The organism is Mesorhizobium sp. RSR565B, assembly GCF_054719465.1.
The window spans coordinates 3291413-3317734 of sequence record NZ_JBTTIE010000001.1 but is presented as its reverse complement, the minus strand read 5'-3'; the positions used below and the strand labels follow the sequence as shown (position 1 = coordinate 3317734).

The window sequence follows — 26322 nt, the reverse complement described above, 5'->3', positions numbered from 1 at the left end:
TCACTGGTCCAATTGACTATCGGGAATTGCCGTTCCATATTTCTCAAAATAGAAACTTTATTCCCGGGAGGAGGAATGGAGATCCGGCTTGGCGGCAAGGTGGCTCTGGTCACCGGGTCGACGCAAGGCATTGGCCGCGCCATTGCCGAGACGCTGGCGCGTTCCGGTGCCGCCGGGCTGTTGGTCACCGGGCGCGAGAGGGCGCGTGGCGAGGCCGTGGCGGCCGAGCTTTCGCAATTGGGCACGCCGACCATCTTCGTCGCCGCCGACCTTGCCGATCCTGACGCCCCCACCCTTCTGGCGCAGGCCTGCATCGAGCGCTTCGGCCGCATCGATGCGCTGGTCAACGCCGCCGGCCTGACCGATCGCGCCTCTTTCCTCGACGCCAGCCTCGACGACTGGGCGTCACTGTTTGCCGTCAATGCGCGCGCGCCGTTCTTCCTGATGCAGGCGGCGATTGCCGACATGAAGCAGCGCGGCCAAGGTGGCGCCATTCTCAACATTCTGTCGATCAACGCCCATTGCGGCTCGCCGGAGCTTGCCGTCTATTCCGCCACCAAGGGCGCGCTGGCGACGCTGACCAAGAACGCCGCCAACGCCCACCGTTTCGACCGCATCCGCGTCAACGGCATCAATGTCGGTTGGACGGACACGCCGGCCGAACGCATCATGCAGGCGGAGACTTTGGGCAACGGCCCTGGCTGGCTCGAGAAGGCCAACGCCGCGCAGCCTTTCGGCCGGTTGCTGACGCCGGACGACATCGCCAGCCTCGCCGTCTTCCTGCTGTCCGACGCCGCCGGCCCGATGACCGGCGCGGTTGTCGACCAGGAGCAGGCGGTGATCGGAGCGAACCGGTGAGCGCTTCCATCGAAACGCTTGGGCCGGCGCTGCTCGATCGCTTGCCGGCATCGGTGCAGACACCGTCCTATGACCGTACGCTCCTGGCGCCCGGCATGGCGCATCTCGGCGTCGGCGCCTTCCACCGCAGCCATCAGGCCGAATACACCGACGATCTCATCTCGCTGCGCTTCGACCGCTGGGGCATCGTCGGCATCAACATCCGTCCGCCCAGCCTTGCCGACACGCTGGGACGGCAGGGCGGGCTCTACACAAGGCTGATCCGCGAGAACAGCCACATCGAGGCGCGCGTCATCGGCAGCATCGTCCGGGTGGTCGACAGCCAGGAGAGTGCGGCACCGGCGCTCGGCGTGCTGATCTCACCCGATATCGAGCTGGTGACGATGACGGTGACCGAAAAAGGCTATTGCCACATCCCGTCCAGCGGCGAACTCGACCTCGGCCATCCCGACATCGCACACGACCTCGCCAACCCCGAGACGCCACGCAGCGTGCCCGGCCTGCTGGTGCGGGCGCTGGAGCAGCGCAGGGCCACACATGGGCGGCCGCTGACACTGCTGTCCTGCGACAACATTCCGGCCAATGGCGTTATCCTGGCCAATGTCGTGCAGACCTTCGCCTGGCAGCGCGGCAATGGCTTGGCCGCGTGGATCGCAGCCAATGCCGCCTTCCCTTCGTCAATGGTCGACCGCATCGCGCCGGCGGTGACGCAGGATGACCTCGATAGTGTCGAACAATGGTTCGGCTACCACGATGCCGCCGCCGCTGTCGGTGAGCCGTTCCGGCAGTGGGTGATCGAGGAAAAATTCGCCGGCCGCATGCCGCGCTGGGATCTGGTCGGCGCCACCTTCGTCGACGACGTCACGCCGTTCGAGCATCTCAAGATGCGGGTGCTGAACGGCGCCCAGACGACACTGGCGACGCTCGGCGTGCTGGCCGGGCTCGAGCACACATCGGACGCCATAGCCAACCCGCTGCTGTCGGACTTCATCCGGCGCATGCTGGTCGAGGAGACGCTGCCGACGCTGATGCCGGTGCCGGGCGTCCTGCCCCTTGCCTATGTCGAGCAGAGCCTTGCCCGGCTGAAGAACACCGCGATCCGCCACCGCAACCACCAGGTCGCCACCGACGGTTCGCAGAAGATCGTCCAGCGCCTGCTCAACCCGATCCGCGACCGGCTCGCGATGGGCCAGAGCATCGGCCTGCTGTCGGTGCCGGTCGCCGGCTGGATGGCCTATCTGATCCGGGCCTCGGATCGCTTTGAAAGACGCTGGCCGGTGTCGGACCCCTATGCCGGCAAGGTCGCCGCGATCGCCGACGCCACCGGCCATGATGCACAGGCGCTGGTGTCCGCCATCCTTGCCATCGACGGGATATTCGACCCCGGCCTTGCCGCCGACGATACGTTCCGCGCGGCCGTCACATCGGCGCTGGGCGACCTGCTGTCGGACGATCCGATGGCGGCTGTCCGGCACAGTCTTGAACAAGATGAGGTCGCGAGGTTGAAGCGATCCAAACAATCGGCATTATAGTCGTCGGTCTAGGGAGGCAGAATGAAACTTGGAGTTCTTACAGCACCGTTTGCGGAGACGCCGCTTGGCGAGGTCGCCGACTGGGCGCACTCGGCCGGCTTCGAGGCGCTGGAAATCGCCTGCTGGCCGAAGACCTCCGGCGCGACGCGACGCTATGCCGGCACCAGCCATATCGATGCCGCTTCCACCTCGCCCGCGCAGGCCAAGGAGATCGTCGCTTCGCTGACGGAGAAGAAGCTGACGGTCTCCGGCCTCGGCTACTATCCCAACCCACTGCATCCGGACCCTGCCCATCGCGAGGCCGTCATCGGCCATCTGAAGAAGGTCATCGTGCTGGCCGCCAATATGGGCGTGCCGGTGGTCAACACCTTCTGCGGTGGCGATGCCTCGAAGACCGTCGACGTCAACTGGCAGGACGCGCTGAAAGTCTGGCCCGAGACCGTCGCCTATGCGCGCGGCCACGGGGTAAAACTCGCCTTCGAGAACTGCCCGATGATCTTCAGTTATGACGAGTGGCCGGGCGGGCACAACATCGCCTATTCGCCCTACATCTGGCGGCGCATCCTCGAGGCCTGGGGCGGCGAGGTCGGCATGAATTTCGACCCCTCGCATCTGGTCTGGCAGATGATCGACCAGGGCCGCTTCATCAAGGAGTTCGGCCCCTACATGCTGCATGTCCACGCCAAGGATTTGATGATCGATCATGATGGTTTGTATGAGCGCGGGATTCTTTCCGCCGGGATTGGCTGGCAGGTGCCGCGCATGCCGGGATTGGGCGATGTCGACTGGAGCGGCTTCTTCTCCGGCCTCTACCGCGCCGGCTATGACGGCTCGGTCATCATCGAACATGAGGACAGGCGGTTTGAAGGCAGCGACGATGCGGTGAAGCGGGGCTTCCTGCTCGCCCGCGACGTGCTGCGCCCCTTCGTCAAATGACGATGTGAATGACTTGGTCCGATCCTGCCGAAGGGTCTGGCCCTGAGACGAAAAACAACAATGTGGAGGAGTACTGACATGAAGAAAATACTGACCATGGTCCCGTTGCTTGCGGGCGCTGCCTTGCTGGCATCGATGGGCGTGTCGTCGGCCGAAGCCAAATATACGATCGGCATTTCCAACACCGTGCAGGGCAATGGCTGGCGCGAGGAAATGGTCTGCGCCATGAAGGCGCAGGCGCTGGCTTCGGGCGAAGTGACGAAGCTCAACATCGCCCACCGCAACACCGATGCCGCCGGCCAGCTCGAAGACATCCGCAATCTGATCAGCGCCAAGGTCGACGCCATCGTCGTCAACCCCGCTGATCCCGCCGGCATCAAGGCGGGCCTGGAAGAAGCCACCAAGGCCGGCATCGTCGTCGTTGCCGTCGACCAGGCGGTGACCGAACCGTCGGCCTACATCATCTCCAACAACCAGGAACAGTATGCCTATCTCGGCGCCAAATGGCTGTTCCAGCAGATGGGCGGCAAGGGCGAAGTGTTCTACATGCGCGGCGCCGCCGGCGCCTCGGCCGATAGCGATCGCGACAAAGGCTTCAAGAAGGCGCTGGCCGAAAACCCCGGCGTGAAGGTGGCGCAGGAAGTCTTCACCGGCTGGCAGCAGGATCAGGCCAAGCAGCAGATGCTGTCGTTCCTGGCCACCGGCACGCCGTTCAACGGCGTGTGGACGTCGGGCATCGACAACGTCATCGTCGACGCGCTGGTCGAATTGCAGGCGCCGCTGGTACCGGTGGTCGGCGCTGACAATGCCGGCTTCGTCGGCCAGCTGAGCTCGGTGAAAGGTCTCGTCGGTGCAGCCGTCACCAACCCCGGCTCGATCGGCGGCGCGGGCGTGACGCTGGCGCTGCAGATCCTCGACGGCAAGAAGCCGGCGCAGCAGACCGTGCTGGTCGACCCGCAGCTGTGGGACAACGCCACCGACGAAGGCAAGGCCAAGCTGAAGGCAGCCGCCGACCCGTCGCTGAGCCCGGAATGGCCGGTCTCGATCTCGATCCCTGAGTGGACGACGTACACCAAGGAGCAGATCATCGCGTGCAAGGGGCCGGGGGAGTAAGGCTGGGCTTGAATGAATTAGCGAGGACGGCGAACTCCGTCCTCGCTATACAGACTAGCGCTCTACGGCGCCCCCCTCTGTCCTGCCGGACATCTCCCCCACAGGTGGGGAGATTGGCTGTCATCTCGGCTTTCGCTAATTTTCTACGTCGCAAGACGAGGGGCGGCGCCGAAACTGCCAATCTCCCCCCTTGTGGGGGAGATGTCCGGCAGGACAGAGGGGGGCGCCGTAGAGTGCCAGCAAGAGAATTTCTGAGCGGACATCGATTTGACCACCAGCCCCCTCCTCGACGCCACCGGCGTCGCCAAGAACTACGGCGCGGTTGCAGCACTTCGCAACGCGTCGCTCTCCGTGCTGCCGGGCGAGGTCCACGCGCTGATGGGCGCCAACGGCGCCGGCAAGTCGACGCTGGTGAAGATCCTCACCGGCGCCATTCCGGCGAACGCCGGCCGCATCCTGATCCGCGGCGAAGCGCGCGACATTCGCTCGCCGGCCGCCGCGCGCCGCGCCGGGCTGCTGCCCGTCTACCAGGAGCCGTCGCTGATCCCCGATCTCGACGTGCTGTCCAATCTCAGGCTCACCGGCACGCCGGTCGAGCCGTTCCGCGCCTGGGTGCGCGAGCTCGGCATTGCCGACCTCGATCTGCGCGACACCGCGCGCGACATCCCGCTCGCCGTGCTGCGCGTGCTCGACCTGGCGCGGGCGCTCGCCGTCGAGCCGGACGTGCTGCTGCTCGACGAGATGACGGCGGCCCTGCCCGCCAACCTCGCCGAAAAAGTGCTGGAAGTGGTGCGCCGCCAGGGCGATGCCGGTCGCGCGGTGATCTTCATCTCGCACCGCTTCGTCGAAATCTCCGCACTGTGCGACCGCGCCACCGTGCTGCGCGACGGCGAGACCGTCGGTGTCGTCGACATCGTACCCGGCGTCGAGGAAAAGATCGTCGAGCTGATGCTCGGCACCCGCATCGTGAAAACTCATGTCGCCGCCCGCAGCGCCGCCGAGAAGGCCGCGCCCGCAGCTGCCCGGCCGCGCATCTCCGTGCGCAATCTCCGCGTCGGCGCCAAGCTCAGCGATGTCTCCTTCGATCTCGCCGACGGCGAAGTCGCCGGCGTCGTCGCGCTCGAAGGCCAGGGTCAGGACGAGTTGTTCGCCGCCCTTGCCGGCTCGATCCGGCCCTCCGGCGGCACCATCGAAGTCGATGGCCAGCCGGTGAAATTCTCGCATCCGATCGACGCCATCCGCGCCGGCATTGCCTATGTGCCGGGCGACCGCTCGGAAGCGCTCGCCATGCAGCGCTCGGTGCGCGAAAACATCGCCCTGCCTTTCAGCGCTGCCTTGCGCAACTGGGGTCCGATCAACATGCGCCGCGAACGCGCGACCGTGCTCAGCGCGATCGAGCGGCTGCAGATCGACACCCGCGCGCAAGGCGAGGTGCAGCGCCTGTCCGGCGGCAACCAGCAGAAGGTGACCATCGCCCGCTGGATCGCGGCGGATGCCCGCACCATCCTGTGCTTCGACCCGACGCGCGGCATCGATGTCGGCACCAAGCAGGAGATCTACAAGCTGCTGCGCGAGCTCGCCGACAACGGCAAGTCGGTGCTGTTCTACACCTCGGAACTGGAAGAGGTGCAGCGCGTCTGCGACCGCGTCATTGTCATCTTCGGCGGCCGCCTGGTCGACATTTTTCCGGTCGAGGAGGCCGACGAGCCGGCGCTGATGCGCGCCGCCTACGGCCTGCCGCGCGGCGCCAAGGCCGACATCGGCATATTGGCCGATCCCACGGCCGACGCTTCGGCTTCGACGGAGCCAACGCCATGAGCCATTTCCTGCGCCGCCAGGGTTGGGTTGTCGGCCTCTTCGCCCTGCTCATGATCCTGTTCATCGCCACCAGGATCATCCAGCCGGCCTATGGCAGCAATGATTTCGGCTCGCTCGCCCGCGCCGTTCTGCCCTATGCCTTCGCAGTCGCCGCGCAGACGGTGGTCGTCATCGCCGGCGGCATCGATCTGTCGGTCGCCGCCATGATGGCGCTGACCAGCGTCACCGCGGCGGCGATGATGAATGGCGCGAGCGAGGAATACGCGCTGTTCGTGGTGCCCTTCGTGCTGGCCATGGGTTTCGTGCTCGGCGCACTCAACGGCCTGCTCATCGTCGTCACCCGCGTGCCCGACATTGTCGTGACGCTGGCCATGCTGTTCGTGCTGCAGGGTGCAGCCCTGCTGGTACTCGAAGCGCCAGGCGGCGGCATCGCCGAATGGCTGAAGGCGCTGATCTCTGGCACCGTACCGATCCCCGGCCTGCCCGACGCCATAGACGCCTGGCTGCCCAAGGCGCTGCTGGTGCTGATCGTGTGCCTCTGCGTCATCTGGATACCACTGAGGCGCTCGCGCCTCGGCCTCTCTATCTACGCCATCGGCTCTAGCGAACTGGCGGCGTTCCGCTCCGGCGTGCCGGTCAAGCGCACTCGCATCATCGCCTATGCGCTGTCCGGCCTGTTCGCCGCCTTTGGCGGCCTGGCGCTGACCATGAGCACCGGCATCGGCGCCCCCATCCCCGGCCCCTATCTGCTCGCCAGCGTCGCCGCCGTGGTGCTGGGCGGCGTCGCGCTCGGCGGCGGCAAGGGCGGCCTGCTCGGCCCGATCGTCGCCGTCTTCGTGTTGCGCCTGGTGCGCACGGATTTGACGCTGCTTGCCATCGACCCGAATGTCACCGCCATCATCGAGGGGCTGATCATGGTGGCGGTGGTGATGTTCGGCGCGTTTATCACGATGCGGGGGCGGCAATGATGGGAGGGCTGTCGCAGAGAGACGTCGGCGTTCCTTCGCGCCCCCCTCTGTCCTGCCGGACATCTCCCCCACAAGGGGGGAGATTGGATGTCGCGACGACCTTCGCCAATCTCCAACCTTGCAAGAATGAGCGAGGCGCTGAAGCTGCCAATCTCCCCACAAGTGGGGGAGATGGCCGGCAGGCCAGAGGGGGGCGCCGTAGAGCACTGTCCTCGCCAACTTGCCGCACCTTGCAAACCTCATCGCGAGCAAGAGCCGCCCCATGAGCACCACCGCCATCACCCCGGTCCCCTTCGGCCGCCGCATAAAGCGCTTCATGGCCGATCGCCCGCTCATCCCGCTGATCGTCCTGCTCGCCATCCTGGTTATAATCCTGCAGATCCTGCGCCCCGGCATCGTCAACGAGCGCTGGATCGCCAACACTATTAAATTCGCCATCCCGCTGGCGATCCTGGCGGGATGCCAGACCATGACCATGCTGACCGGCGGCATCGACCTGTCGGTCGGCACGGTGGCAACGATGAGCGCCTTCATCATGGCGACGCAAGTGGTCAACCAGGACCCGGCGGTGGCGTTCCTGCTGGCGATGATGCCGGCGGTGCTGATCGGCCTCGTCAACGGCATCGGCGTCGGTGTCTTCCGCGTCCACCCGCTGATCATGACGCTGGGCACCAGCCTGATCGGCACCGGCTGCCTGCAGGTCTACCAGCGCACGGTGATCGCGTCGGGCGCAAAAATCCCCGACTTCCTGGCTTGGCTCGGCACCGGCGTGACATGGGGCTTCCCCAACGCGCTGCTTTTGTTCGTGCCGCTCGCCGCCCTCATCGTCTTCACGCTCGCCCGCACCGGCTTCGGCCGCCTGCTCTACGCCGTCGGCGACAATGAGCGCGCGACCCGCCTGTCGGGCGTGCAATACTGGCAGGTCATCACCGCGCTCTACGTCACCTCCAGCGTGCTCGCCGGCATCACCGGCCTGCTCTATATCGGCCTGATCAAGGCGCCGTCGCTGTCGCTCGCCGAACCGCTGGTGCTGCCCTCGGTCGCCGCCGCCGTCATCGGCGGCACCTCCATCTTCGGCGGCCGCGGCGGCTACACCGGCACCATCATCGGCGCCCTGATCCTGACCGTGCTGACGACGCTGCTGACCATCCTGCAGATGCCGGAGGGGGCACGGCGGATCTTGTTCGGGCTGATCGTGCTGTTCGTGACGGCGGCATATTTGCGGATTGTGGAGGAGCGGTAGGGGCCGAGGCCAGCGCCAGCCCTCACTCCCTCTCGGCTTCGCCGAGCCCCCTCTACCCCCACGTCCGTGGGGAGAGGAAATGCCAAGCTTTTCGAGCGAAGAAAAAACTCAACACTGTCGAGGCCGCAACCTCGAAAATTAGCGTTTCCTCTCCCCCACGGACGTGGGGGTAGAGGTGGCTCGGCGAAGCCGAGACGGAGTGGGGGGCACCCTAAGCGATTGCCATCACCCTGGGCGCCTGTGCCCACCCAGAGCTCGCCCGCCCCCCTACTTCAACGAAATCGCCATCCCGCTCAAATCCGCATTCACCTGCAGGCCCACCTGCCGGCCCGTAAGCTCGAGCTGGGCGCCCTTGTCGTTGGTCATGACGATCACCTGCGCCCCCTTGCCGAGCGCGCCGCCACCGCCGGCCGCGCCATAAACCCCGGTCGCATCCCGCACCCTGCGGATATGGCGCACGGTGCCCCGGAAATAGGTCTTGGAAACCCCGAAGGCGAAGCCGCCCGAAACGCCGCCGATCGTGATGGGATAGGAGCGGCCGTGGAGGGTCAGCGTCCCCTCGCCGCCGGAACCGCCGACGAAGAAGGCCGCCTTGTAGACGGCAAAGCGGATCGTGCCGCTATCGGCATGCGCGGCGCTGGCAGCGCTGACGGACACAGTTGTGATGGCCGCAACCGCGAGCGAACGAAAGCTGGACGAGATGGTCATGGTGGGAGCTCCTCAAGTGCGCCGCTCACCCAACCGGCAGGGCTCGTCGGAACCAACTTGAACAATCTAGCCCGTGATTTGGTTCCAGGCAGGCTGTGACAAGATCCGACGAAACGTGACGTGGTGTACTTTCGGGTTGCGGAGGAGGCGGCGGCTATTTCCTCTTCCTGAGCACTTTTCGCAGCGTTAACTTCAACCGCCTCATCTGGTAATGGCGCCGCAACTTGGCCAGCGCCGACTGGTGGGCGGTGTCGATTGCAGCCAGCGAGTCCGCCTCGGTAGCCTGCGGCAGCGCGAGCAGCGCGTCGGCCTGAAGATCGGCAAAGGGCTTGGGGTCATAGATGGCGAACGGCGTCGGCGGGTCGCTGAGCACGGTGGGGTTGCTGTTGATCTCGAACACTACAAGCCTGCCGTCCACGAAAGTGTAGTCGATGCGGCCATACTGCATGCGGGCTTTTTCGAAGACCTGCATGACCGCATTGGCGTCAGGATTCGTATCGACATAGGTCCTGATTTCTTCGATATGCGCCGGCAGCAATTGCTCGGGCGAATTCTTGACGAACCACGATTTCGACATGGCGCAATGCTGGCCGTAGATCGTATCGCCGACCCGAAACGCCGCGTACTTCCTGAAATAACCGTCCATTCCGGGGGTGCCGATCATCTCCACCACCATCGGCCGCACCAGATCGCTACCGTCCAGCCGGGCGATCGCGGCGTCCAGCGCCGGCCGGTCGTGCAGCAGCGGCGGCTCCCTGTAGAGTGCGCCCGTCTCGTCGCGGATGAAAACGGGATAGCGTATCGCCTCTTCCAGCTCGTCCGGCCTGAACACACGAAAAGCGTTGCTGCCGTCGGCATGAAGCAGGCGCAGCAGGTCGAAGCGCTGCAGGCTGGCGGTCGGGTGATTGAGCTGCGTCAGGCCGGTGTTGTCAGCCAGTTCGGCGCTGATGCCGGCCGCGCGGCTCAATTCGTCCGATGTCAGCCGGTCCATGTCGGACCAGATGACCACCCCGGCGCGAACGCCGCGCAGCAGCCCGGCATCCTCGTAGCGCACCAGCCGGAACCACGCCTCCAGGTCAGTCCGGTGATACAGAAGCACCACCGCCTGCGTGTAGGCGTGCTCCCGATGCGCGACGTAAAATATCATGCGTTTCCGTTGTCCGTATGTAATTGCAAAGGGGAACCATGATGATTAGACAGGCTTGTGAAAGCCGTGAAATGGTTCTCGATCCGGCATGCGTCAAACAGGAGATAGAACAGGTTGACGTTTCCGTGAAGCTGCAAACCGCATTGGCAAGAAACTGCCATGCGCCATCAACGCGTTAGAAGTCGAGGCAGCCGACACATGAATTTAGACGATGTTGCGATACCCATCCGCCGGTTAGAGCTGGAAGACATGCCGTTGCTGATGGAGCTTGAGGCTGCCGCCTGGGCAGCCCCGCTGCAGGCGAGCGAAACGACCATCCGCCACCGGCTGGCACTCGGACACACCATGTTCGGCGCGATCGATGGCGATCTGCTTGCCGGCACCATCTGCTTTGCCGAGACCAGCCAGGATCCGCTGGTGCGCGCCGATTTCCCCAGGAATTTCGATGCCTATGCATCGCTGCCGCGCAGCGAGCCGGTTTACGCGCTTTACGCCTACAATCTCTGCGTCCGGCCGAGCCATCGCGGCACCAACACGGCGGTGCGGCTCTTGAAGGAGATGGAGAGCCACGGCCGCCGCCTGGGCGCCAGCTGGCTGATCGGCGATGGCCGCTGCTCGTCCTATGCCGGCTCCTCGGGCGACGAGTATGATCATGTCAAGGCCGATGCGCGGTTCCGCGCCACCATCGACCGCTGGAACCAGACCGGCACAAGACCGCCGCTGGAAGAGATCATCCGCGATCCGCTGCTGCGCATGCACTACCGCGTCTACGGATGCGAGTTCCTCTACGTCATGCCGGACTTCTTCCCGCAGGACGCCACGTCAGGCGGCTTCAGGGTCATTTCAGCCAAGAATCTCAAGGCATGAGATTCGAGCCGTCATGACAGCTCCGCATTTCGATCCGTTCGCGCTCGGCGACGACCCGTTTCCGCATTTCGCCCGCATGCGCGCCGCCGGCGGCATTGCGCGCGGCGTCGCGCCCTATCCCGAGCTGGCCGACGCGCATTATGTGTTCAGCCATGAGCTGGTGTCGGGCGCGCTGAAGCATCCCGCTCTTGTTCAGGCGCCGCCGGGTACATATGAAGAGGTCCGCCGCAAGCTCGTCGACCATGCGCCCATGGCTCTGCTCAGCCGCTCGGTGCTGCTTGCCGATCCGCCTCAGCATGGCGCCTTGCGCCGGCCGGTCGCTGGCTTTTTCTCACGGCCGGCCATCGAAGCGCTGACGCAAGGTCTTCGCGCGCTGAGCCACGAGCTGGTCGAGCGTGCGCTGGCGGATGGCCGCGTCGACGCCGTCGCCGGGCTCGCCGTGCCGGTGTCCTTCTGGCTGCTGCAGGAAATCCTCGGCATCGAGATCGAGGACCCTTGGGCGTTGAAATCGGTGACCCGCCGCATGGCCAGCGCATTCGACCTGCGAAGAGCGCAGCCGCCGGCAGCAAGCGCCGAGGCCTATCGCGAATGCCAGGCTTTTGTCGAGGAGCGGCTGGCTCGACAGGCCTACCGGCCGGACGGAATGGTTGCCGGCATGGTGCGGGAGGTTGCGCAAGGCCGCTGGTCGCGTGAGGACATGGTGGCCAACATCGTCTTCATGCTGTTTGCCGGACAGGAGACTGTCGTCGACGCTCTCGGCAACGCAATTGTTGCGCTGGATCGCTTTCCCGAACAGCGCGCGCTGCTCGAGCGCGGCGCTGTCGACTGGAGCAGCGCGGCGGCCGAACTGCTGCGCTATGGCGCCTCGGTGCAATACGCCGTCGCCCGCATCGCGGCGCAGGACATCGACCTCGGCGACGTCAGGATTGCGGCTGGCGAAGCGGTCGTGCCGGTGCTCGGCAGCGGCAATCGCGACGATGCCGTCTTCGCCGATGGCGACCGGCTGGACCTCACGCGCCCGCCAACCATGTCGATGACCTTCGGCACCGGCCTGCATGTCTGCCTCGGGCAGCATGTCGCCCGTATCGAGATCGCGGCGATGATAGAAGCCCTGTTCACCCGTGCGCCCGGATGGCGGCTCGATGCCGCAAATGCCGAGCGCCGCGCCTCGATGTCGTTTCACGGCATGGCTACCGCGCCGCTGATCCTCAACCCCGCTGCGTGAAAAGCGGCCGCGTCTGGGGCATGACCGCCGGGTCGAGCGACCTGACGATTTCCGAAACCTTTGCCCGCAAGGCGCCCACCGTCGCATCGTCGAGCGGATCGAGAATATCGTTCTGATCTCTCGATACCCGGTACTCGTCCAGCGACGGCGCCTCGCTCGACGGCGTGAAGCCGCCGCCGCGGGCATGCTTGTCGGCCAGTTCCTGCCTCGATTTCACGGCATAGTGGCGGATCCAGCCGATCTTCCATTCCATCGGCATGGCCGCCGGGTGCTTGTCGAGCGTCATGCCGTCGACCAGCGTCCTGCGCAGCGAGATGCGGAAACCGTGCGGGTGCGGCATGAACTGCCCGGGATCCCGCAGCGCCTTGCGCAGCACCGAGGACACGCGGGCAAACGACTTCTTCCAGCGCGCGGTCGGGGCGTCATGCGTGCCGCGCCTTTGAAACCGCACCGTCACCAGTTCGTCGTCATAGGCCTCTTTGCCGTCGCTGCCGAAATTCACCCAGCGAAAGGCGACGCTGCGCACGCCCGGGCGGCTCAAAAGCGAGCGGACCAGTTCGGCTCCGCTCCAGGGCGGCGCGTCGAGCGGCTCGAGGAACTCGTCGGCGTCCATGAAGCCCAGATAGCGATAGCCGTGGAGCAATGCCTGCCAGTAAAGATAGGAAAAGGCCCGCCGCTGCGGCAGCACCGTGTCGTGTCGCCAGTCGACCAGCCGGATCCAGCCGGCATCGCGCAACGCCTGGAGCACCGCCGTCTGCGGTCCGGCGCTGCAGTTGTCAGCGATCATCAGGTCGAAGCCATGCAGCTTGTGCCAGGCGACCCACTCGATCACATAGGGCTGCTCCAGCTTCATGATCGCGCAGATCACCGGCCTGTTGACGGAAAACGGAATTCTCATCGCAACGCTTTCCCCGCGCCACCGGCTGCTGCTTGAGGCTCGACCTGCCGGAACGGGATCGCGTCGCCATAAAATGCTGCAAGCTGCTCCGAAGAGCCCGTCCAGTCGCCCATGTCGAACTGGTGGAACCGATAGCGGGGGTCGTCAAGCGGCAGCAAGTCGATATCCGGCCTGATGCGCGGGTCGAATATGCCGGCCACCGGCAGATGGATCGTCCGCGCCGAAGACAACCAACCGGCCAGCCAGGAGAAGCTGCTCACCCCCGTGACGAGATGGCTCGCCCGGCGCAGCGTCTCGAAATCCGTCAATGGCGACGCCTTCGGCGCGAAGACAGCATCGGGAAAACGCTGACGCAGGCGCCGGCAATAATCGTTGTCGTCATGGGTCTGGCCGACGAAGACCGGCTTGCGGCCGCTATCCTTGATGAGCGTCTCGAAGAAGCCGAATGGCATCGGGCAATAGTTGCGGTGGAAGCCGTCGAGGATGTCGCCGGCCCGCACATGGATGACGAGAAAATCGTCGCCATGGGTCGGCGCGGCGACGGCACGCCCGTCGAACAGCCCGGAGACCTCGTCCCGGTCATAATAACCCAGCCGCTGCGCGAAGCCCTTGAAGCGGATGCTCCGCGCCCGCCTGTCGCGGAGCGCGGCTATGATCCCGTCGAGGTCGTAGCGGTGATAGCCGTCGACCCGAAGCAGCCGGTATTTCCACAACAAAGGCGGCCGCACCTTGGCAATGGACCATTCCGGCAGGTCGGCGTCGCAGACATAGCCACCGGGGATACGCTTCGCCAGCACATGGCAAAACATGTACTGGAACATCTTGTTCGCCATGCCGCCAAACGGCTGCATCACGATGGGCACTTGCCGCATTGGACCCCTTTCGCCAAAGACGGTCATTGTTACCCGAGCTGCGCGGGCCGGTCGACTGGCCTCTGACGCCAAGGGCGCATCATGATCGCCGCCGGCAAGCCACCCTCAGGGATAATGCGTCGGCTTTGGCGCGTAGATCTTTGGATCGAAGTCCAGATCCCTCGGCAAGGGCAGGCTTGAGCACTGCAAATGCACCTCGCGTGCGAGCAGCCGGCGCCGCTTCTGCTCATTCTCCTTGATGGCCGCAACGAGCCCCATGCTGTAAGGCCCCAGCACGACGCCGGCGGCCCATCCCGGATGCTCCTTCTCGCGCCGGTCGTAGTTCAAGGCATCCGTGCGGGCCTGCTGGCATTCCGGCGTCGCCCATTTCGGGTCCTGCGGCGAGAGCGAGGCTCCATACTGGACCGGAGACGATACGCACCCTGCCACTGTCGCAGTCAACGCGACGACCATTGCAATTCTCATCCGCAAGCCCCTCCTAATGTAGGAGGCGACTACAAGACGATTCCAGCGGGAAAAAGGCAGCTTCAGGATGCGGATTTTGCAGGGCCGCTCACCCCAGCAGGTTGCGCGCCGTGCGCATGAAGATCTTCGAGCCGATCGGGATCAGATCGTCGGGAAAATCATAGTCGGGATTGTGCAATGACGGGGTGCGCTCGCCCGCGCCGAGGAAGAACATCGCCGACTTCGCCTTGTGGCCGAAAATGCCGAAATCCTCCGAGGCGCGCATCGGCAGGGCTTCCTCGCTGCGCGGCACACCCTCTTCGTCCAACGCGCGGTTGAGATGCTCCACCGCATCGGGCGCGTTGACGCTGGCGACGAAAATCTCATGATAATCGCAGTGCACGGAAAGACGGTGCTCGGCCGCGATCCTGGTGGCCAACGCTTCCGCCGCCGCGACCAGTTCCGCCATGCGCTCGTCGCGCCTTGTACGCAGCGTCGCCCACACCTCGGCGTAGCCGGGCGCGATGCCGAACACGGCCTCGCCCATCGTCGCATGGGTGACGGTGACCATGCTGAAATCATCGTCGGCAAAGGTGCCGCGTCCGAGCGCCGGCAGCAGCGGCATGAGCTCGCTCACCGCCAGCATCGGCGATACGCCGGTTTCGGGCATGGACGAATGCGCGGTCTTGCCGTCCAGCACGATGCGGATGCCGCGCGAGGCGCAGTTGACCACGCCGGGCTTGAGGCGAACCTCGCCGAACGGCACGCCCGGCAGATTGTGCAGGGAGAAAGCAAAATCCGGCGCGATCTCGTCAAAGCGCGCATCGGCGACGACGCCGGCCGCGCCATTGCCGGTCTCTTCCGCCGGCTGGAACATCAAGACGACGCGGCCGCGCGCCGGCCGTTCACGCCCGAGCTGACGGCCGAGTGCGGCCAGGATCGCGGTATGGCCGTCATGGCCGCACATATGCGATTTGCCCGGCACCTGCGAGGCATGGTCGACGCCCGAAAGCTCCTCGATCGGCAGCGCATCGATTTCCGAGCGGAACAGCACCGTAGGCCCTGCCTTGCCGCTGTCATACACCGCTGCCACACCATGGCCGCCAAGCCCGGTCAGCACCTTGTCCGGCCCGGTATCGGCGAGAAAGTCGACAACCTCCTTGGCGGTCTTTTCCTCTTCGTTGGAGATTTCCGGCTGCTGGTGCAGCTTGCGGCGCCATGCCGTCAGCTCGATGATATCGCGATTGGTCAGGGTCATGGCTTGGGCTCCGCTTTGGTGCTGCAGGTTACACAAACACGATAGGGTTTTTCTCACGCCGTGCCATACTGATCAATTCCACTAGTCCATCGGCAAATTCCCGAACCCATGGGTCGGTGCTGGATTCGATCAGTCGCAATTCGCGCTCAAGCTCGCCGAAGCTCGGCTCCTCGATGACGTCTCCAACACCGCTGGCTGAAAGGAGGACCATCCGTTCCAGCGCTGACCCTTCGCCGAGAAGACCGGCAATCAGCTCCCCGAGCGCCGCAATGTGGGCTATGTTTCCGACACGCCAGTCACGCGTTGTGACATCGTCCCAGGTGAGAGTCACGTCTTCGGGATGGATCACCTCGCATTCGCCGTTTTCCGGATCCCGCTGAAAGCGATAGCCGGGGAATTCCCGCTCCATGGTCGAAACGCTTTTAAAAACCGCCAAGTCGAGACCCATGCTCCCTCCCGCCTAACCGAAGATCATCCTTACATTCGGCTCCAACAATCGGTCAAAGCTCTTTTGGACCTATTCTCGAAACATTGGAGAAGAGATGGCCGACCGGTTGCACACTAAGGTCGTCAATCTCATCTCCGACATCTGGCGGCCAATCCTGAGGGGCATGGTGCTCGAGTCCGTGCCAATCTTCAGCAACTAGGCTCCATCCACCCGAAGGAACGGTTTCGGAGCAACAATGGCCAGGCGGTTTGCGTTTCTCTTGGTTCGCGACTTCACGCTGTCGCCGCTGTCGCTGTTCATCGACACGCTGCGGCTCGCCGGCGATGAAGGCGACCGCAGCCGCCGGATCGAGTTCGACTGGGAGATCGTCGGCGAGCGTGGCCTGCCGATCCGGGCGAGTTGCGGTGTCGAGTTGCTGCCGACCAAGGCGATCGGCAATCCGCAGGAGTTCGACAATGTCGTCGTGGTCGGTGGCCTGCTCGACACCAACCGCAGCCTCAGCTCCGAAAAGGAGGCCTTCCTGTTGCGGGCGGCCGAAAGGGGCGTGCCGCTGACGGCACTCTGCACCGGCAGCTTCGTGCTCGCGCGCTACGGTCTGCTCGATGGCTACAGTGCTGCCGTCAGCTGGTTTCACATCAAGGATTTCCGCAGCCAATTCCCTGATGTGAACGCCCATGCCGACAGCCTGTTTTCCGTCGATAGGGGCCGCTCGACCTGCGCCGGAGGCACGGGTGCGGCCGACCTTGCCGGCCATTTCGTGTCGCAGTTCATCGGCCGCAAGGCTGCGGAAAAAGCCGCCAAGATCCTCGTGCTCGACCGCATCCGCTCAAGCCTGGATGTGCAGCCCGTCGGCGATCTCTTTCCGGCCGCGTCGAGCCGAGCGGTGAAACGGGCGCTGCTTCTGATGGAAAGCAATCTCCAGGAGACGCTGTCGGTCGCCGAGATCGCGGGCCGGTTGCATTTATCCCGGCGCCAGCTTGAGCGGCTGTTCGGCGCCGAGCTCGGCATCGGCCCGATGGCCGCCTATCTTGCGCTGCGCGTACATCAGGCCAAGTCGCTGCTGGAGGGGAGCGACTTGGCAATCGGCGACATCGCCTACCGCTGCGGTTTTCCCAATGCCGGCCATTTCAGCCGTGTCTTCCGCCATCAGACCGGTATCACGCCGACCCATCTCAGGCATCCGAACCGAATGTCCGGTGTCTTTGCCGACGGCAAGGGGAGCGGTCCCTAAGCCTATATTGGGGCGTGCGATCTCGCCGTTGGTATGATAATATCATACCAACCTGATAGGAGGGATCCATGTCCGCCACCGAAAAACGCACCTTCAGCCTGCCGGCCGAGCAGGCTGCTTTCATCGACCAGCTCGTTCGGTCCGGCACATACGCGACCAGCAGTGAAGTGATCCGCGCCGGTCTTCGCGCATTGCAGGAACGCGACGCCGCCGTGGAGCGCTGGCTGCGTGAGGAGGTCGCGCCGACCTATGATAGGTGGAAGGCAGACCCCTCCCAGGCCATCCCGGCCGACAAGTCTTTTGACAGCATTCGCGCACATCACGCAGCTCGCCTCAAGGGGAACGTGTGAAGCGCCGGCATGTTGTCCTTTTGCCGGAAGCCCAGACGGACCTGTTATGGATATACGATACGGTCGCTCACGCATCCGGCAACCTCACCGCCCTTCGCTACATCGAGCGGATCGAGCGATTTTGCCTGGGTCTCGACCATGCCTCGGAACGCGGAACCCTAAGGGATGATGTGCGGCCGGGGCTTCGCATCGTGGCTTCGAGCGCCGCCTGACTGTGGCCTTCACCGTAGAAGGCGACCAGGTGGTGATTCTCAGGGTGTTCTACGGCGGCGTCAACTGGGAGGACGAGTTGGCGCCTATCGCTCCGTGAACGCCCGCGCGAACGAGTCCAGCATCGGCCGCGCCAGATATTCGAGGAAGGTTCGGTCGCCGGTGCTGATAAACGCCTCGACCGGCGTTCCCGGGTAAAGCTGCTCGGCTTTCACGCCCTGCGGCAGCGTGTCGGTGATCTTCAGCCTGGCGCGGAAATACGCCTCATGCGTGGTTTCATCGATCAGCCGGTCGGCGGAAATTTGCGTCACCGTAGCCGGGACCTCAGGGGTGAGGCGCGCGTTCAGGGCGGACAGCCTGAGCTTCGCCGGCTGGCCGACGCGAACCAGGTCCACGTCTTTCGGCCGCAGCTTCGCGTCGACGATGAGGCCCGACGCGGTCGGCAGGATCTCCATGATCTTCTGCCCCGGCGCAATCACGCTGCCTTTGGAGTTGTAGATCGAGGATACCACGATGCCGGCTGCCGGCGCCTTGATCGTCGTGCGCCCCAGCACCGCCTCGGCTGCGGTGATCTGTTCGCCGATGTCGGCCAGGCTGGTGCGAACCTCGTCGAGCTTGGTCAGCGCGTCCTCGACGCGCTGCGTGGTCGCGCGCTCGACCTGCGCCTGGGCTTCGACGATCTGCGTCTTGGTCGCTGCGATATCCGCCTCCAGCGCGCCGGCCTGGCCGACCAGATCGGCCTCGCTGCGCAGAAGCTGCGAATATTCGCTGCGGTTGGTGAGACCCTTGTCGAGCAGGCCGGTCTTGATGCCGAGTTCCTTCTTCACGATCTCGGCCTGTTGCTGGATGGCGAGTTTCTGCGCCTCCAGTCCCAGCGCCGACTCACGATGCATGGCGACGCGCTGCGCCAGGATCGACTGCTCGGAGCGGAACCGGGCGAGCCTGGCCTCGAACTCCTTCTGCTGTTCGTGCACCAGATTGTCGAAATCGCGCTGGAACGGCGCGGGTGCTGCTTCGGCGATCGGCGCCAGCCTGTCCGATCCGTCGCGCTCGGCCTCAAGTCGCGCGGCACTTGCCCTGAGCGCGATCGTCTGTCTGGTCAGCCGGTTGAGGTCGGTCTCGGCCGCCCTGCGGTCGAGCAGGACCAGCGGTTCGCCTTGTTGCACGCGGTCGCCTTCATGCACCAGCAACTGCTCGATGATGCCGCCCTCGGGGTGCTGGATGAGGATGTTGCCGCCCGTCGCCGAGATCGTGCCGGAGGTGATCACCGCGCCGGAGAGCGGCGCGTTCGCCGCCCAATAGCCGAAGCAGCCGACGAAGAGCGCTATGGCCACGTAGCCGACGACGGCCAGGCGGCGGAAGTCGGTGCGCGGTCGACCTTCGAAGGCGAGGCTCTGCTGCATCATCGTCTATGACCCGAAGCGGACGCTGTGCGGGCGCACGGTCGGCACGAACGAGCCTGTCACCACCGCGCTCCCGGCCTTGCCGGCCGCCGGTTGCCTCAGCACCTCGCTCGCAGGGCCGAAAGCTTCGACCATGCCGTTGCGCAGGACCATGACGCGGTCGCAGGCCGCGGCGATCGAAGGGCGATGCGTGATGACGACTGTCGTGACGCTTACACTTCGCGCGGCCGAAAGCATCCCTTCGAGCGCCGCCTCCCCACTGCCGTCGAGATGGGCGTTGGGCTCGTCCAGCACCAGCATGCGTGGCTTGCCGTAGAAGGCGCGCGCCAGCCCTATCCGCTGGCGCTCGCCGCCCGACAGCACGGTATGCGACGGGCCTATCATGGTCTGATAGCCGTCGCGCAGCGTGAGAATCAGCTCATGCGCCTCGGCGCGCCTGGCCGCTTCGACGATCGCGGCGTCATCGGCGTCGGGTTCGAAGCGGGCGACATTTTGCGCGATCGATCCCGGGAAAAGCTCCACCTCCTGCGCGAGATAGCCGATATGCCTGCCAAGCTGGGTTTCGTCCCAGCTCCTCAGGTCGGCGCCGTCGACCCTGACCGCGCCGCCGGTCGGCTGCAGCGCGCCCACAAGCAATTTCGCCAGCGTCGATTTGCCGGCCCCGCTCGGGCCGACGATCGCCACCGCTTCGCCGGCGCCGATGGCAAAATTCAACCGCTTGAGGATGGGCTCCGTGCCGAAAGCCGCAGTCGGCGCGATGAAGAACAGATCCTGCACCGAAATCGCGCCCAATGGATCGGGCAGTGCGAGCTTGCGCCCCTGCGCTGGTTGCGCCGCAAGGGCGGTGTCCAGCCGTTTCCAGCATCGCTTGGCGTCGACGATCTGCCGCCAGGATCCGATCAGCTGGTCGAGCGGCTGCAGCGCGCGCGACGACACCAGCGACGAAGCGAAGATCATGCCGGCGGTCATCTGCCCTTGTAGCACCAGCCACGCGCCGGCGCCGAGGATCGCCAGTTGCAGCATCATGCGCAGCGCCCGCGACGTCGCGCTGAAGATCGCATTGGCGCTTCCGGAACGGTCATGCAGGGTCAGCGCCTCAGCAACGTGTTGTCCCCAGACCGCGGCGGCATTTTGCACCATGCCCATGGCGCGCAGCGTGTCGGTGTTGCGGGCGAAGGCCTGCTCCGCCTGGCTGGCCACCGCCGAGCGTTCCGCCGACATGGCATCGTTCCTGCCGATGGCAAGCTGGTTGGCCACGACCAAGAGAAACAGCAGCACGGCGCCGGCGAGCGTCAGCCAGAACAGGACGGGATGGATGAAATAGAGCAAGGCCAGGAAGACGGGCGCAAACGGCAGGTCGAACAACACCGCCACGCCGCGCGACCTGATGAAGGCGCAAGTCGTGGCAAGGTCGTTCAGCGGCGACAGCCCGCTGCCGGCATGTCTGGCGCCAAGCGAGGCGGCGAATGTCCGCGCGCCCAGTTTCTGGTCGACGGTGGCCGCAACACGTTGCGCGTAGATGGCGCGGACCGCGTCCAGCAGGCCGAGGAAGGCGAGCGCGAGGACCGCCATGGCCGAGAGATAAAGCAGCGTCTCGACGCTGGAGGACGGCAACACCCGGTCATAGACCTGCAGCAGATAGAGCGGGATCACCAGGAGCAGGATGTTGATCAGCAACGAAAAGATGCCGATATCGGCGATGCCGCGCAGGAAAACCGGGCGCAGGCCGATGGCCGCATCCCTGAGTGGCGCGCGGTCCCGTGACATCTAAACCGCGTGCTCGGCTGTCGTGCTCAGATGGCTCTGCTGCAAATCGTTCAGCGTATAGGCGTGGATATAGTCGATCTTCATTTGCGCGGGCGTCGCCAGATGGTCGGGCGGCGCGCCGGCTTGACCGCCGACCGCAAGGTCGACCAGCATATACATGGGCTTGTTCATATCGGACGGCGTCGCCGCTTCCGCGACCTGGACGCCATCATAGGTCCAGACCAGCTTGTCCGGCGTCCACAACAGGCCATAGGTGTGATAGCCGTCGGTGTTGGAGACATTCACCGTCGACCCGACCGTGGTGTGGGTTCCCGTCTCATTTGTGTGCGCGGTCATGAGAAGCGCATTCGGGTTCTGCCCATACATTTCGATCACGTCGAGTTCCGGGGGCCATGAACCGTCTTCGGGCAGAAGCCAGAAGGCCGGCCACGCGCCGGCATTTTCCGGGAGATCGGCCCGCATTTCGAAATAGCCATAGGTCTGCGAGAAGGTGTCGTGCGTCGTCAGTATGCCGGAAGTGTATTCGTAATTGTTGATCAGCGGCTTGATGTCGTCGGGCGCATGCGCCGCGGTTATGGTGAGCACGCCGCTTGCGACGCTGAACGGATGGACCGAGCTGGTCGGCGCATAATTGGCGTCGATATACCATTGCAGCTCGCCGTTCTGGGGCTGCGAGCTGCCGTTCTGCGCCCCCCACCAGAAATTGGAATCCCAGATGCCGCTCTGGCCGTTCCACAGGCTCAGCGTGTTGAAATCGTCGTTGAACGACAGCGTCATGCCGGTCTTGTCGATCGGCAGCTCGAACTGGCCGGGCTGAAACTTGTCGATCGTGGTGTTGTGGAACACCAGCACCTCGCTCGAGCCGAGGTTCAGCTGCACGTTCGATCCCACCTGGACCATATTGGCGTGGACGGCCTCGAACGAGGTGAAGGCATAGCCGTTGAGGCGCACCGTGTCGGTCGCGCCGAAATCGGAGATCAGGTCGCTGCCATTGCCCTTGTTGATGATGAAGGTGTCGGCGCCGGCGCCGCCGATCAGGACGTCATTGCCCTTGCCGCCGTCCAGCGTCTGGCTGCCGGCGCCGCCCGTTATGATGTTGTCCTGACCATTGCCGAAGGCATAGTGGCCGTCTCCGGTGACAACGAGGTTCTCGAAATTCGCGGGCAGCTTGTAGCTCATCCAGGTATCGATCGTGTCGACGCCCGCGCCGTAGTTCTCGACCGCTTTGTTGATCGTCGAATAGAGATGGTAATAGTCGTCGCCCGCGCCGCCATACATGGTGACCTTGACGTTGGTGTCGCCCCAGAAGGAATCGTTGCCCGAGGTGCCGTAGCGGTAAGGCGCGCCTCCAGTCGCCGAGAACCAATGGGTGGAAGCGCCGGTATAGGGAAGTGGAATGCCTTTGGCGTTGAGGACTGTGGTCATTCCGACACTCCTTGCGCGTGCTGCCTTGGTCGTTCGACAACCTTCGAGCGACCATTTCGGATCAACTCTTAAATTGATCCGTCGTTCCAGGGAATCATTCTATAGTACACCAAGGAGATCGTCGCCCATCATTTAATAGATAATGCCGAAGGCGTTAAGCTGATCCTAATACAACTTTATAGGAGAGACTTACAATTTTAATAAATTGTGAGATCCGCGCCGAAAGGTTAGGCAACCTGTCAATGATTCATGCAATTTGACGCGACACGACCGCCTGCCTGAGGCGGCGACTCGAAGTCGCGGGCGGATGGCTGCCGGCAAAGGGCTCAAGAAAATTTGACAGGCTATGTCGGACCGGGTGAGGTTCACCCGTCCTTGGGGCATAGAACAACGAAACCACAAAGGATACCGAAGAGATGCCAAGCACCGTACGTTTGCACCGCGTTCTGACGACCAGCCCGGAGAAGGTCTACCGCGCATTCACAGAAGCCGACGCGCTGGCGAAATGGCTTCCGCCGAACGGCTTCACTTGCACCGTGCACAGCTTCGACGCGAAAGTCGGTGGCGCCTTCAAGATGTCGTTCCGAAACTTCACGACGGGCGGCAGCCATTCCTTCGGCGGCGAATATCTCGAACTCGTTCCCGGCGAGCGCCTGCGCTACACCGACAGGTTCGACGACCCCAATTTGCCCGGCCAGATCGAAGTGACCGTGCTCCTGAAGAAAGTGTCGGTCGGCACGGAACTCGACATCACGCAGGCCGGCATTCCGGACGTTATTCCGGCCGAAGCCTGCTACCTCGGCTGGCAGGAGTCGCTGCGCAATCTGGCAAAGCTCGTCGAACCCGAGATCAATCAGTAGAGCCCATCGGATCGGCGGCGCCGCCCAGCCAGTCCGCGCCGCCGACAATGCCGAGCCGAGGACGCATCCCTCACGGCCCGGTGCAGATCGGCAACGGTTGTGGCGGCGGTGGCGGGTTGTCCTTGGCGTATTGCGCGATGATCGGCTCAAGGCTCTTTCGCGGCCAGAATTTCGGCTTCCCGATCTCCTTCAGGCAGGACGCATTCCAATAGGCGCCCGATTTACCAACGGCGGTGATGTCGCGCGATTCCGGGTAGATATAGAGCGTCGTCGGATTGCCCTTCATCATCAAAATGATCTGGTCGGCGTCGGACGGCGACCAGCTGGTGCAGCCATTGCTGCGGCCGCCGGCATAATCCACCAGCTTGCCGTATGGCACGAAGCCGTCATGGTCGGCATAGGAGCTGTTCGGGTTCTTGCGCAGGCACATGCCGCGCAACAGCCGCGCCGCGTGGCCACCGATCACCCGCTGCCTGGCATTCGCCGTCTCCCCCTCACCGTCGAACTGGATGAAGGTGCGCAGCAGCGCCTGGTCTTTTTTTGCGCCGATGCGGTAAAAACCCTTGAATGAGGTCTTTGCCTCGCCGGTCATATAGGCGCCACCGGTCGTCAAGGACGAGTCCAGGGCATTGCCGAAGTTTCTCGCGCAGCGCTTCCCGTTGGAGAAATCGACCACGCCTTTCAAATTGCGGCCGCCGCCATGGCCCGACGAGATCGCCCTGAACGACTGCTTGGCCTCGCAAATGACGTAGTAGCGCCGCCCTAGCACGCCATTGCCGAGATCGCCGGGGCGCGTCGCATCCATGGCGAAATAGCAGCCATTGTGGACCGCGCCTTGCGCGACCTTTTTCAGGTAAAGCGCGCGCGCCCGCTCCAGCACCACTTGCGAAATCTCGCCGTCGTCATTGCCGACATGGGCCTGCAGCCAGGCCGGTATATCGGAGGACGCGGCAAAAGACCGGGCAGACATCGTCAAGGCGATGCCGGCGATGGCGAGGAGGCCAAAGACAAAGACAGCCAGAGATTTCAACCGCACCGGACAACCCTCCCGCCCGAACCGTTCTGCGATTCTCGGAAACCCATCATAAATCGTCGCGCGCCGATCGGCGAAACACATCTTGTTCAGAACCGCGCAAGCAAGTCAGGTAGCTGCCTGTTCGCCTTTCACAGCGCCAGGCTGCCCTGTTCCGCCTCCGCGGCATTGGGGTCGCCCGGCGCCGTCGCCCAGGCGAGCTCGACCAGCGTCACCGTGCGGCGGCCGGTGCCGTCGAGCTGGCAGACGATGAGGCCCTGCTCCTCGATATAGGTGAGCAGCCGCCGGGCGCGCCGCAGCGAATGCGAGCCGTAGGCGCGCGCGATCGCCGCGTCGCTCGGGCACGGCCAGCCCTCCTTGGCGGCGCGGGCGATCATCATGAACACGCCCTGCATGTCCTCGGGCAGCAGCGAGGCGCGCACGGAAACGTCCTGCCAGGCGTCATCTCCTGCCATGTCGGCGCCGAGCCCGGCGCGGGCACGCGTCAGCATGCGACGGAATTCTGAGAGGTCCGGCACCACCGAAGCGAGGCCTTCGATGCGGCAGCGGACGACGAACTCCTGATAAAGCACGCCGATGACGCGGAAACCCGCATCGGGCTGCGCCAGGATGGCGCGCAGGACACGGTCCACCCGCTCTCGCCGCTCGGCCATATCCTCGGCGCTTACCGCCGGTTCCGCAGGTTCCGGGCGGATCTCCATCGCCGCTGATTTGGCCGCCATCAGCTGGTCGAGCAGCTCCGGCGACGCCATCCGGCGCGGCGCGCGCATCGTCTCGGGCGGCGGCGCCGCCAGGATGATGGCGCGCGCGTCTTCAAGCGCTGTTTCCGGCATTGCCATCAGCCGCGGCGTACCGTTGCGCGGGCTGGTCTCGGTCTGGCCGATGCGCACGCCCAGCGGACGGCGCGACAGCGCTGGGCCCAACGCCATGAAGTGCCCGCGCTCCAGGTCTCGAAACGCCTCGGCCTGACGCCGTTCCATGCCCAGAAGGTCGGCGGCGCGCGCCATGTCGATATCGAGGAAGGTACGGCCCATGAGGAAATTGGACGCCTCCGCCGCGACATTCTTGGCGAGCTTTGCCAGCCGCTGCGTGGCGATGATGCCGGCAAGGCCGCGCTTGCGGCCGCGGCACATCAAATTGGTCATGGCGCCGAGCGAGAGCTTTCGCGCCTCGTCGGACACTTCGCCGGCCACGGCGGGCGCGAACAGCTGCGCTTCGTCGACCACCACCAGCATCGGATACCAATGCTCGCGGGCAACCTCGAACAACCCGCCGAGAAAGGCAGCGGCGCGCCGCATCTGGTTCTCGGCATCGAGCCCTTCGAGATTGAGCACCGTGGAGACGCGGTGGATGCGCGCCCGCTCGCCGGCTGCTTGCAGGCCACGCTCCGTATGCTCCTCGGCATCGATGACCAGATGGCCGTAATGGTCGCCCAGCGAGACGAAATCGCCTTCCGGGTCGATGATGGTCTGCTGCACCCAGGGCGCGCTCTGCTCCAGGAGCCGGCGCAAAAGGTGCGATTTGCCGGAGCCGGAATTGCCCTGCACCAGAAGCCGGGTGGCCAGCAGCTCCTCAAGGTCGAGCGCCGCCGACGCACCCGCCGTCGTCTGTCCCATCTCGATGGCTACGGTCATGTCACGACTCTCCTTGCGGACAGGGCTTATCAACCCGGCCGCGAGCCGTCGAGCGCGCCATGGCAACTCGCCCG

General features: G+C 64.6%; 25 protein-coding genes. 13 read left to right on the top strand and 12 right to left on the bottom strand.

The genetic code is table 11. The annotated features are described in order from the left end of the window. Window positions 1–75: 75 nt before the first annotated feature. The 7 genes from ACYG9R_RS16160 (at window position 76) to ACYG9R_RS16130 (ending at window position 8468) form a co-directional block, all read left to right on the top strand. The gene (locus ACYG9R_RS16160) at window positions 76–858 is read left to right on the top strand and encodes an SDR family oxidoreductase (RefSeq protein ID WP_023726487.1); all 783 of its coding nucleotides are present in this window, start codon (window positions 76–78) and stop codon (window positions 856–858) included. Continuing rightward, window positions 855–2390, top strand: a complete 1536-nt coding sequence (locus tag ACYG9R_RS16155; RefSeq protein ID WP_023824604.1) for a mannitol dehydrogenase family protein — start codon at window positions 855–857, stop codon at window positions 2388–2390. Before ACYG9R_RS16160 ends, ACYG9R_RS16155 begins: the two co-directional genes overlap by 4 nt. 21 nt (window positions 2391–2411) lie before the next feature. Then, window positions 2412–3326 carry a sugar phosphate isomerase/epimerase family protein gene (locus ACYG9R_RS16150; RefSeq protein WP_023824605.1) on the top strand — a complete coding sequence of 305 codons (915 nt, stop codon included), beginning with the start codon at window positions 2412–2414 and terminating at the stop codon, window positions 3324–3326. A gap of 78 nt (window positions 3327–3404) precedes the next feature. After that, a complete protein-coding gene (locus ACYG9R_RS16145) occupies window positions 3405–4439 on the top strand; it encodes an ABC transporter substrate-binding protein (RefSeq protein WP_460221838.1) in 1035 nt (344 codons plus the stop codon). Between the two features lie 267 nt (window positions 4440–4706). Further along, window positions 4707–6257 carry a sugar ABC transporter ATP-binding protein gene (locus ACYG9R_RS16140; RefSeq protein WP_023824607.1) on the top strand — a complete coding sequence of 517 codons (1551 nt, stop codon included), beginning with the start codon at window positions 4707–4709 and terminating at the stop codon, window positions 6255–6257. Beyond that, the gene (locus tag ACYG9R_RS16135) at window positions 6254–7225 is read left to right on the top strand and encodes an ABC transporter permease (protein WP_023824608.1); all 972 of its coding nucleotides are present in this window, start codon (window positions 6254–6256) and stop codon (window positions 7223–7225) included. Before ACYG9R_RS16140 ends, ACYG9R_RS16135 begins: the two co-directional genes overlap by 4 nt. A gap of 262 nt (window positions 7226–7487) precedes the next feature. Further along, window positions 7488–8468, top strand: a complete 981-nt coding sequence (locus ACYG9R_RS16130) for an ABC transporter permease (RefSeq protein WP_023728503.1) — start codon at window positions 7488–7490, stop codon at window positions 8466–8468. Window positions 8469–8735: 267 nt separating this feature from the next. Here ACYG9R_RS16130 and ACYG9R_RS16125 read toward each other — a convergent pair whose 3' ends face one another. Both ACYG9R_RS16125 and ACYG9R_RS16120 read right to left on the bottom strand, forming a co-directional pair. Beyond that, window positions 8736–9176 carry a lipid-binding SYLF domain-containing protein gene (locus ACYG9R_RS16125; RefSeq protein WP_023824609.1) on the bottom strand — a complete coding sequence of 147 codons (441 nt, stop codon included), beginning with the start codon at window positions 9174–9176 and terminating at the stop codon, window positions 8736–8738. 154 nt (window positions 9177–9330) lie between these two features. Then, a complete protein-coding gene (locus tag ACYG9R_RS16120; RefSeq protein ID WP_023686527.1) occupies window positions 9331–10323 on the bottom strand; it encodes a hypothetical protein in 993 nt (330 codons plus the stop codon). 198 nt (window positions 10324–10521) lie between these two features. On the opposite strand from ACYG9R_RS16120, the gene ACYG9R_RS16115 reads away from it, so the two are divergent. Both ACYG9R_RS16115 and ACYG9R_RS16110 read left to right on the top strand, forming a co-directional pair. Next, the gene (locus ACYG9R_RS16115) at window positions 10522–11190 is read left to right on the top strand and encodes a hypothetical protein (protein ID WP_031199642.1); all 669 of its coding nucleotides are present in this window, start codon (window positions 10522–10524) and stop codon (window positions 11188–11190) included. 13 nt (window positions 11191–11203) lie between these two features. Continuing rightward, on the top strand, window positions 11204–12415 hold the full coding sequence (locus ACYG9R_RS16110) for a cytochrome P450 (protein ID WP_023710847.1): 1212 nt from the start codon (window positions 11204–11206) through the stop codon (window positions 12413–12415). Here ACYG9R_RS16110 and ACYG9R_RS16105 read toward each other — a convergent pair. The 5 genes from ACYG9R_RS16105 to ACYG9R_RS16085 all read right to left on the bottom strand — a co-directional run bounded on the left by ACYG9R_RS16105 (window position 12399) and on the right by ACYG9R_RS16085 (window position 16335). Next, entirely contained in the window at window positions 12399–13313 is a 915-nt protein-coding gene (locus tag ACYG9R_RS16105; protein ID WP_023824610.1) for a glycosyltransferase family protein, read from the bottom strand. The two genes, ACYG9R_RS16110 and ACYG9R_RS16105, sit on opposite strands and share 17 nt — an antisense overlap. Next, on the bottom strand, window positions 13310–14185 hold the full coding sequence (locus tag ACYG9R_RS16100; RefSeq protein ID WP_023710845.1) for an alpha-1,2-fucosyltransferase: 876 nt from the start codon (window positions 14183–14185) through the stop codon (window positions 13310–13312). Before ACYG9R_RS16100 ends, ACYG9R_RS16105 begins: the two co-directional genes overlap by 4 nt. Before the next feature lie 105 nt (window positions 14186–14290). Beyond that, the gene (locus ACYG9R_RS16095) at window positions 14291–14650 is read right to left on the bottom strand and encodes a hypothetical protein (protein ID WP_023710844.1); all 360 of its coding nucleotides are present in this window, start codon (window positions 14648–14650) and stop codon (window positions 14291–14293) included. A gap of 88 nt (window positions 14651–14738) precedes the next feature. Next, on the bottom strand, window positions 14739–15887 hold the full coding sequence (locus tag ACYG9R_RS16090; RefSeq protein WP_023747058.1) for an amidohydrolase: 1149 nt from the start codon (window positions 15885–15887) through the stop codon (window positions 14739–14741). 28 nt (window positions 15888–15915) lie between these two features. Beyond that, window positions 15916–16335 (bottom strand): hypothetical protein, encoded by a 420-nt coding sequence (locus tag ACYG9R_RS16085; RefSeq protein WP_023683109.1) that lies wholly within the window; start codon window positions 16333–16335, stop codon window positions 15916–15918. Window positions 16336–16570: 235 nt separating this feature from the next. Between ACYG9R_RS16085 and ACYG9R_RS16080 the strand changes: the two genes are divergently transcribed. The 3 genes from ACYG9R_RS16080 (at window position 16571) to ACYG9R_RS16070 (ending at window position 18128) form a co-directional block, all read left to right on the top strand. Then, on the top strand, window positions 16571–17566 hold the full coding sequence (locus ACYG9R_RS16080) for a GlxA family transcriptional regulator (protein ID WP_023824611.1): 996 nt from the start codon (window positions 16571–16573) through the stop codon (window positions 17564–17566). Between the two features lie 68 nt (window positions 17567–17634). Next, window positions 17635–17916, top strand: coding sequence for a type II toxin-antitoxin system ParD family antitoxin (locus tag ACYG9R_RS16075; protein WP_023669694.1), 282 nt, complete (start codon window positions 17635–17637; stop codon window positions 17914–17916). After that, the gene (locus tag ACYG9R_RS16070; protein WP_348528155.1) at window positions 17913–18128 is read left to right on the top strand and encodes a type II toxin-antitoxin system RelE/ParE family toxin; all 216 of its coding nucleotides are present in this window, start codon (window positions 17913–17915) and stop codon (window positions 18126–18128) included. The genes ACYG9R_RS16075 and ACYG9R_RS16070 overlap by 4 nt, the downstream gene beginning before the upstream one ends. 84 nt (window positions 18129–18212) lie before the next feature. Here the strand turns inward: ACYG9R_RS16070 and ACYG9R_RS16065 are convergent, their stop codons facing one another. Genes ACYG9R_RS16065 through eglC form a run of 3 tightly spaced genes read right to left on the bottom strand, consistent with a single transcriptional unit; the run spans window position 18213 to window position 22721 of the window. Continuing rightward, window positions 18213–19532, bottom strand: a complete 1320-nt coding sequence (locus tag ACYG9R_RS16065) for an HlyD family type I secretion periplasmic adaptor subunit (RefSeq protein ID WP_023683105.1) — start codon at window positions 19530–19532, stop codon at window positions 18213–18215. Between the two features lie 3 nt (window positions 19533–19535). Then, on the bottom strand, window positions 19536–21296 hold the full coding sequence (locus ACYG9R_RS16060; RefSeq protein WP_023707581.1) for a type I secretion system permease/ATPase: 1761 nt from the start codon (window positions 21294–21296) through the stop codon (window positions 19536–19538). Beyond that, a complete protein-coding gene (gene eglC, locus ACYG9R_RS16055; RefSeq protein WP_023747055.1) occupies window positions 21297–22721 on the bottom strand; it encodes an endo-1,3-1,4-beta-glycanase EglC in 1425 nt (474 codons plus the stop codon). A 416-nt stretch (window positions 22722–23137) separates the two neighbouring features. Here eglC and ACYG9R_RS16050 point away from each other — a divergent pair, with 416 nt between their 5' ends. Beyond that, window positions 23138–23581: an SRPBCC family protein gene (locus tag ACYG9R_RS16050; RefSeq protein ID WP_023683102.1), complete on the top strand. Its 444-nt coding sequence runs from the start codon at window positions 23138–23140 to the stop codon at window positions 23579–23581. 70 nt (window positions 23582–23651) lie between these two features. Here the strand turns inward: ACYG9R_RS16050 and ACYG9R_RS16045 are convergent, their stop codons facing one another. Then, on the bottom strand, window positions 23652–24617 hold the full coding sequence (locus tag ACYG9R_RS16045) for a hypothetical protein (RefSeq protein ID WP_023824612.1): 966 nt from the start codon (window positions 24615–24617) through the stop codon (window positions 23652–23654). Window positions 24618–24745: 128 nt separating this feature from the next. Beyond that, window positions 24746–26248, bottom strand: a complete 1503-nt coding sequence (locus ACYG9R_RS16040) for a helicase HerA domain-containing protein (RefSeq protein ID WP_023737555.1) — start codon at window positions 26246–26248, stop codon at window positions 24746–24748. Between the last annotated feature and the right edge of the window lie 74 nt (window positions 26249–26322).

What these genes read in the sequence shown, in the direction of transcription:
- ACYG9R_RS16085 (WP_023683109.1), bottom strand. Translation starts at nt 16,335, where the DNA reads ATGGGTCTCGACTTGGCGGTTTTTAAAAGCGTTTCGACCATGGAGCGG.
- ACYG9R_RS16115 (WP_031199642.1), top strand. Translation starts at nt 10,522, where the DNA reads ATGAATTTAGACGATGTTGCGATACCCATCCGCCGGTTAGAGCTGGAA.
- ACYG9R_RS16095 (WP_023710844.1), bottom strand. Translation starts at nt 14,650, where the DNA reads ATGAGAATTGCAATGGTCGTCGCGTTGACTGCGACAGTGGCAGGGTGC.
- ACYG9R_RS16160 (WP_023726487.1), top strand. Translation starts at nt 76, where the DNA reads ATGGAGATCCGGCTTGGCGGCAAGGTGGCTCTGGTCACCGGGTCGACG.
- ACYG9R_RS16105 (WP_023824610.1), bottom strand. Translation starts at nt 13,313, where the DNA reads ATGAGAATTCCGTTTTCCGTCAACAGGCCGGTGATCTGCGCGATCATG.
- ACYG9R_RS16120 (WP_023686527.1), bottom strand. Translation starts at nt 10,323, where the DNA reads ATGATATTTTACGTCGCGCATCGGGAGCACGCCTACACGCAGGCGGTG.
- ACYG9R_RS16110 (WP_023710847.1), top strand. Translation starts at nt 11,204, where the DNA reads ATGACAGCTCCGCATTTCGATCCGTTCGCGCTCGGCGACGACCCGTTT.
- ACYG9R_RS16040 (WP_023737555.1), bottom strand. Translation starts at nt 26,248, where the DNA reads ATGACCGTAGCCATCGAGATGGGACAGACGACGGCGGGTGCGTCGGCG.
- ACYG9R_RS16130 (WP_023728503.1), top strand. Translation starts at nt 7,488, where the DNA reads ATGAGCACCACCGCCATCACCCCGGTCCCCTTCGGCCGCCGCATAAAG.
- ACYG9R_RS16145 (WP_460221838.1), top strand. Translation starts at nt 3,405, where the DNA reads ATGAAGAAAATACTGACCATGGTCCCGTTGCTTGCGGGCGCTGCCTTG.
- ACYG9R_RS16080 (WP_023824611.1), top strand. Translation starts at nt 16,571, where the DNA reads ATGGCCAGGCGGTTTGCGTTTCTCTTGGTTCGCGACTTCACGCTGTCG.
- ACYG9R_RS16090 (WP_023747058.1), bottom strand. Translation starts at nt 15,887, where the DNA reads ATGACCCTGACCAATCGCGATATCATCGAGCTGACGGCATGGCGCCGC.
- eglC (WP_023747055.1), bottom strand. Translation starts at nt 22,721, where the DNA reads ATGACCACAGTCCTCAACGCCAAAGGCATTCCACTTCCCTATACCGGC.
- ACYG9R_RS16150 (WP_023824605.1), top strand. Translation starts at nt 2,412, where the DNA reads ATGAAACTTGGAGTTCTTACAGCACCGTTTGCGGAGACGCCGCTTGGC.
- ACYG9R_RS16050 (WP_023683102.1), top strand. Translation starts at nt 23,138, where the DNA reads ATGCCAAGCACCGTACGTTTGCACCGCGTTCTGACGACCAGCCCGGAG.
- ACYG9R_RS16060 (WP_023707581.1), bottom strand. Translation starts at nt 21,296, where the DNA reads ATGTCACGGGACCGCGCGCCACTCAGGGATGCGGCCATCGGCCTGCGC.
- ACYG9R_RS16135 (WP_023824608.1), top strand. Translation starts at nt 6,254, where the DNA reads ATGAGCCATTTCCTGCGCCGCCAGGGTTGGGTTGTCGGCCTCTTCGCC.
- ACYG9R_RS16065 (WP_023683105.1), bottom strand. Translation starts at nt 19,532, where the DNA reads ATGATGCAGCAGAGCCTCGCCTTCGAAGGTCGACCGCGCACCGACTTC.
- ACYG9R_RS16125 (WP_023824609.1), bottom strand. Translation starts at nt 9,176, where the DNA reads ATGACCATCTCGTCCAGCTTTCGTTCGCTCGCGGTTGCGGCCATCACA.
- ACYG9R_RS16075 (WP_023669694.1), top strand. Translation starts at nt 17,635, where the DNA reads ATGTCCGCCACCGAAAAACGCACCTTCAGCCTGCCGGCCGAGCAGGCT.
- ACYG9R_RS16100 (WP_023710845.1), bottom strand. Translation starts at nt 14,185, where the DNA reads ATGCGGCAAGTGCCCATCGTGATGCAGCCGTTTGGCGGCATGGCGAAC.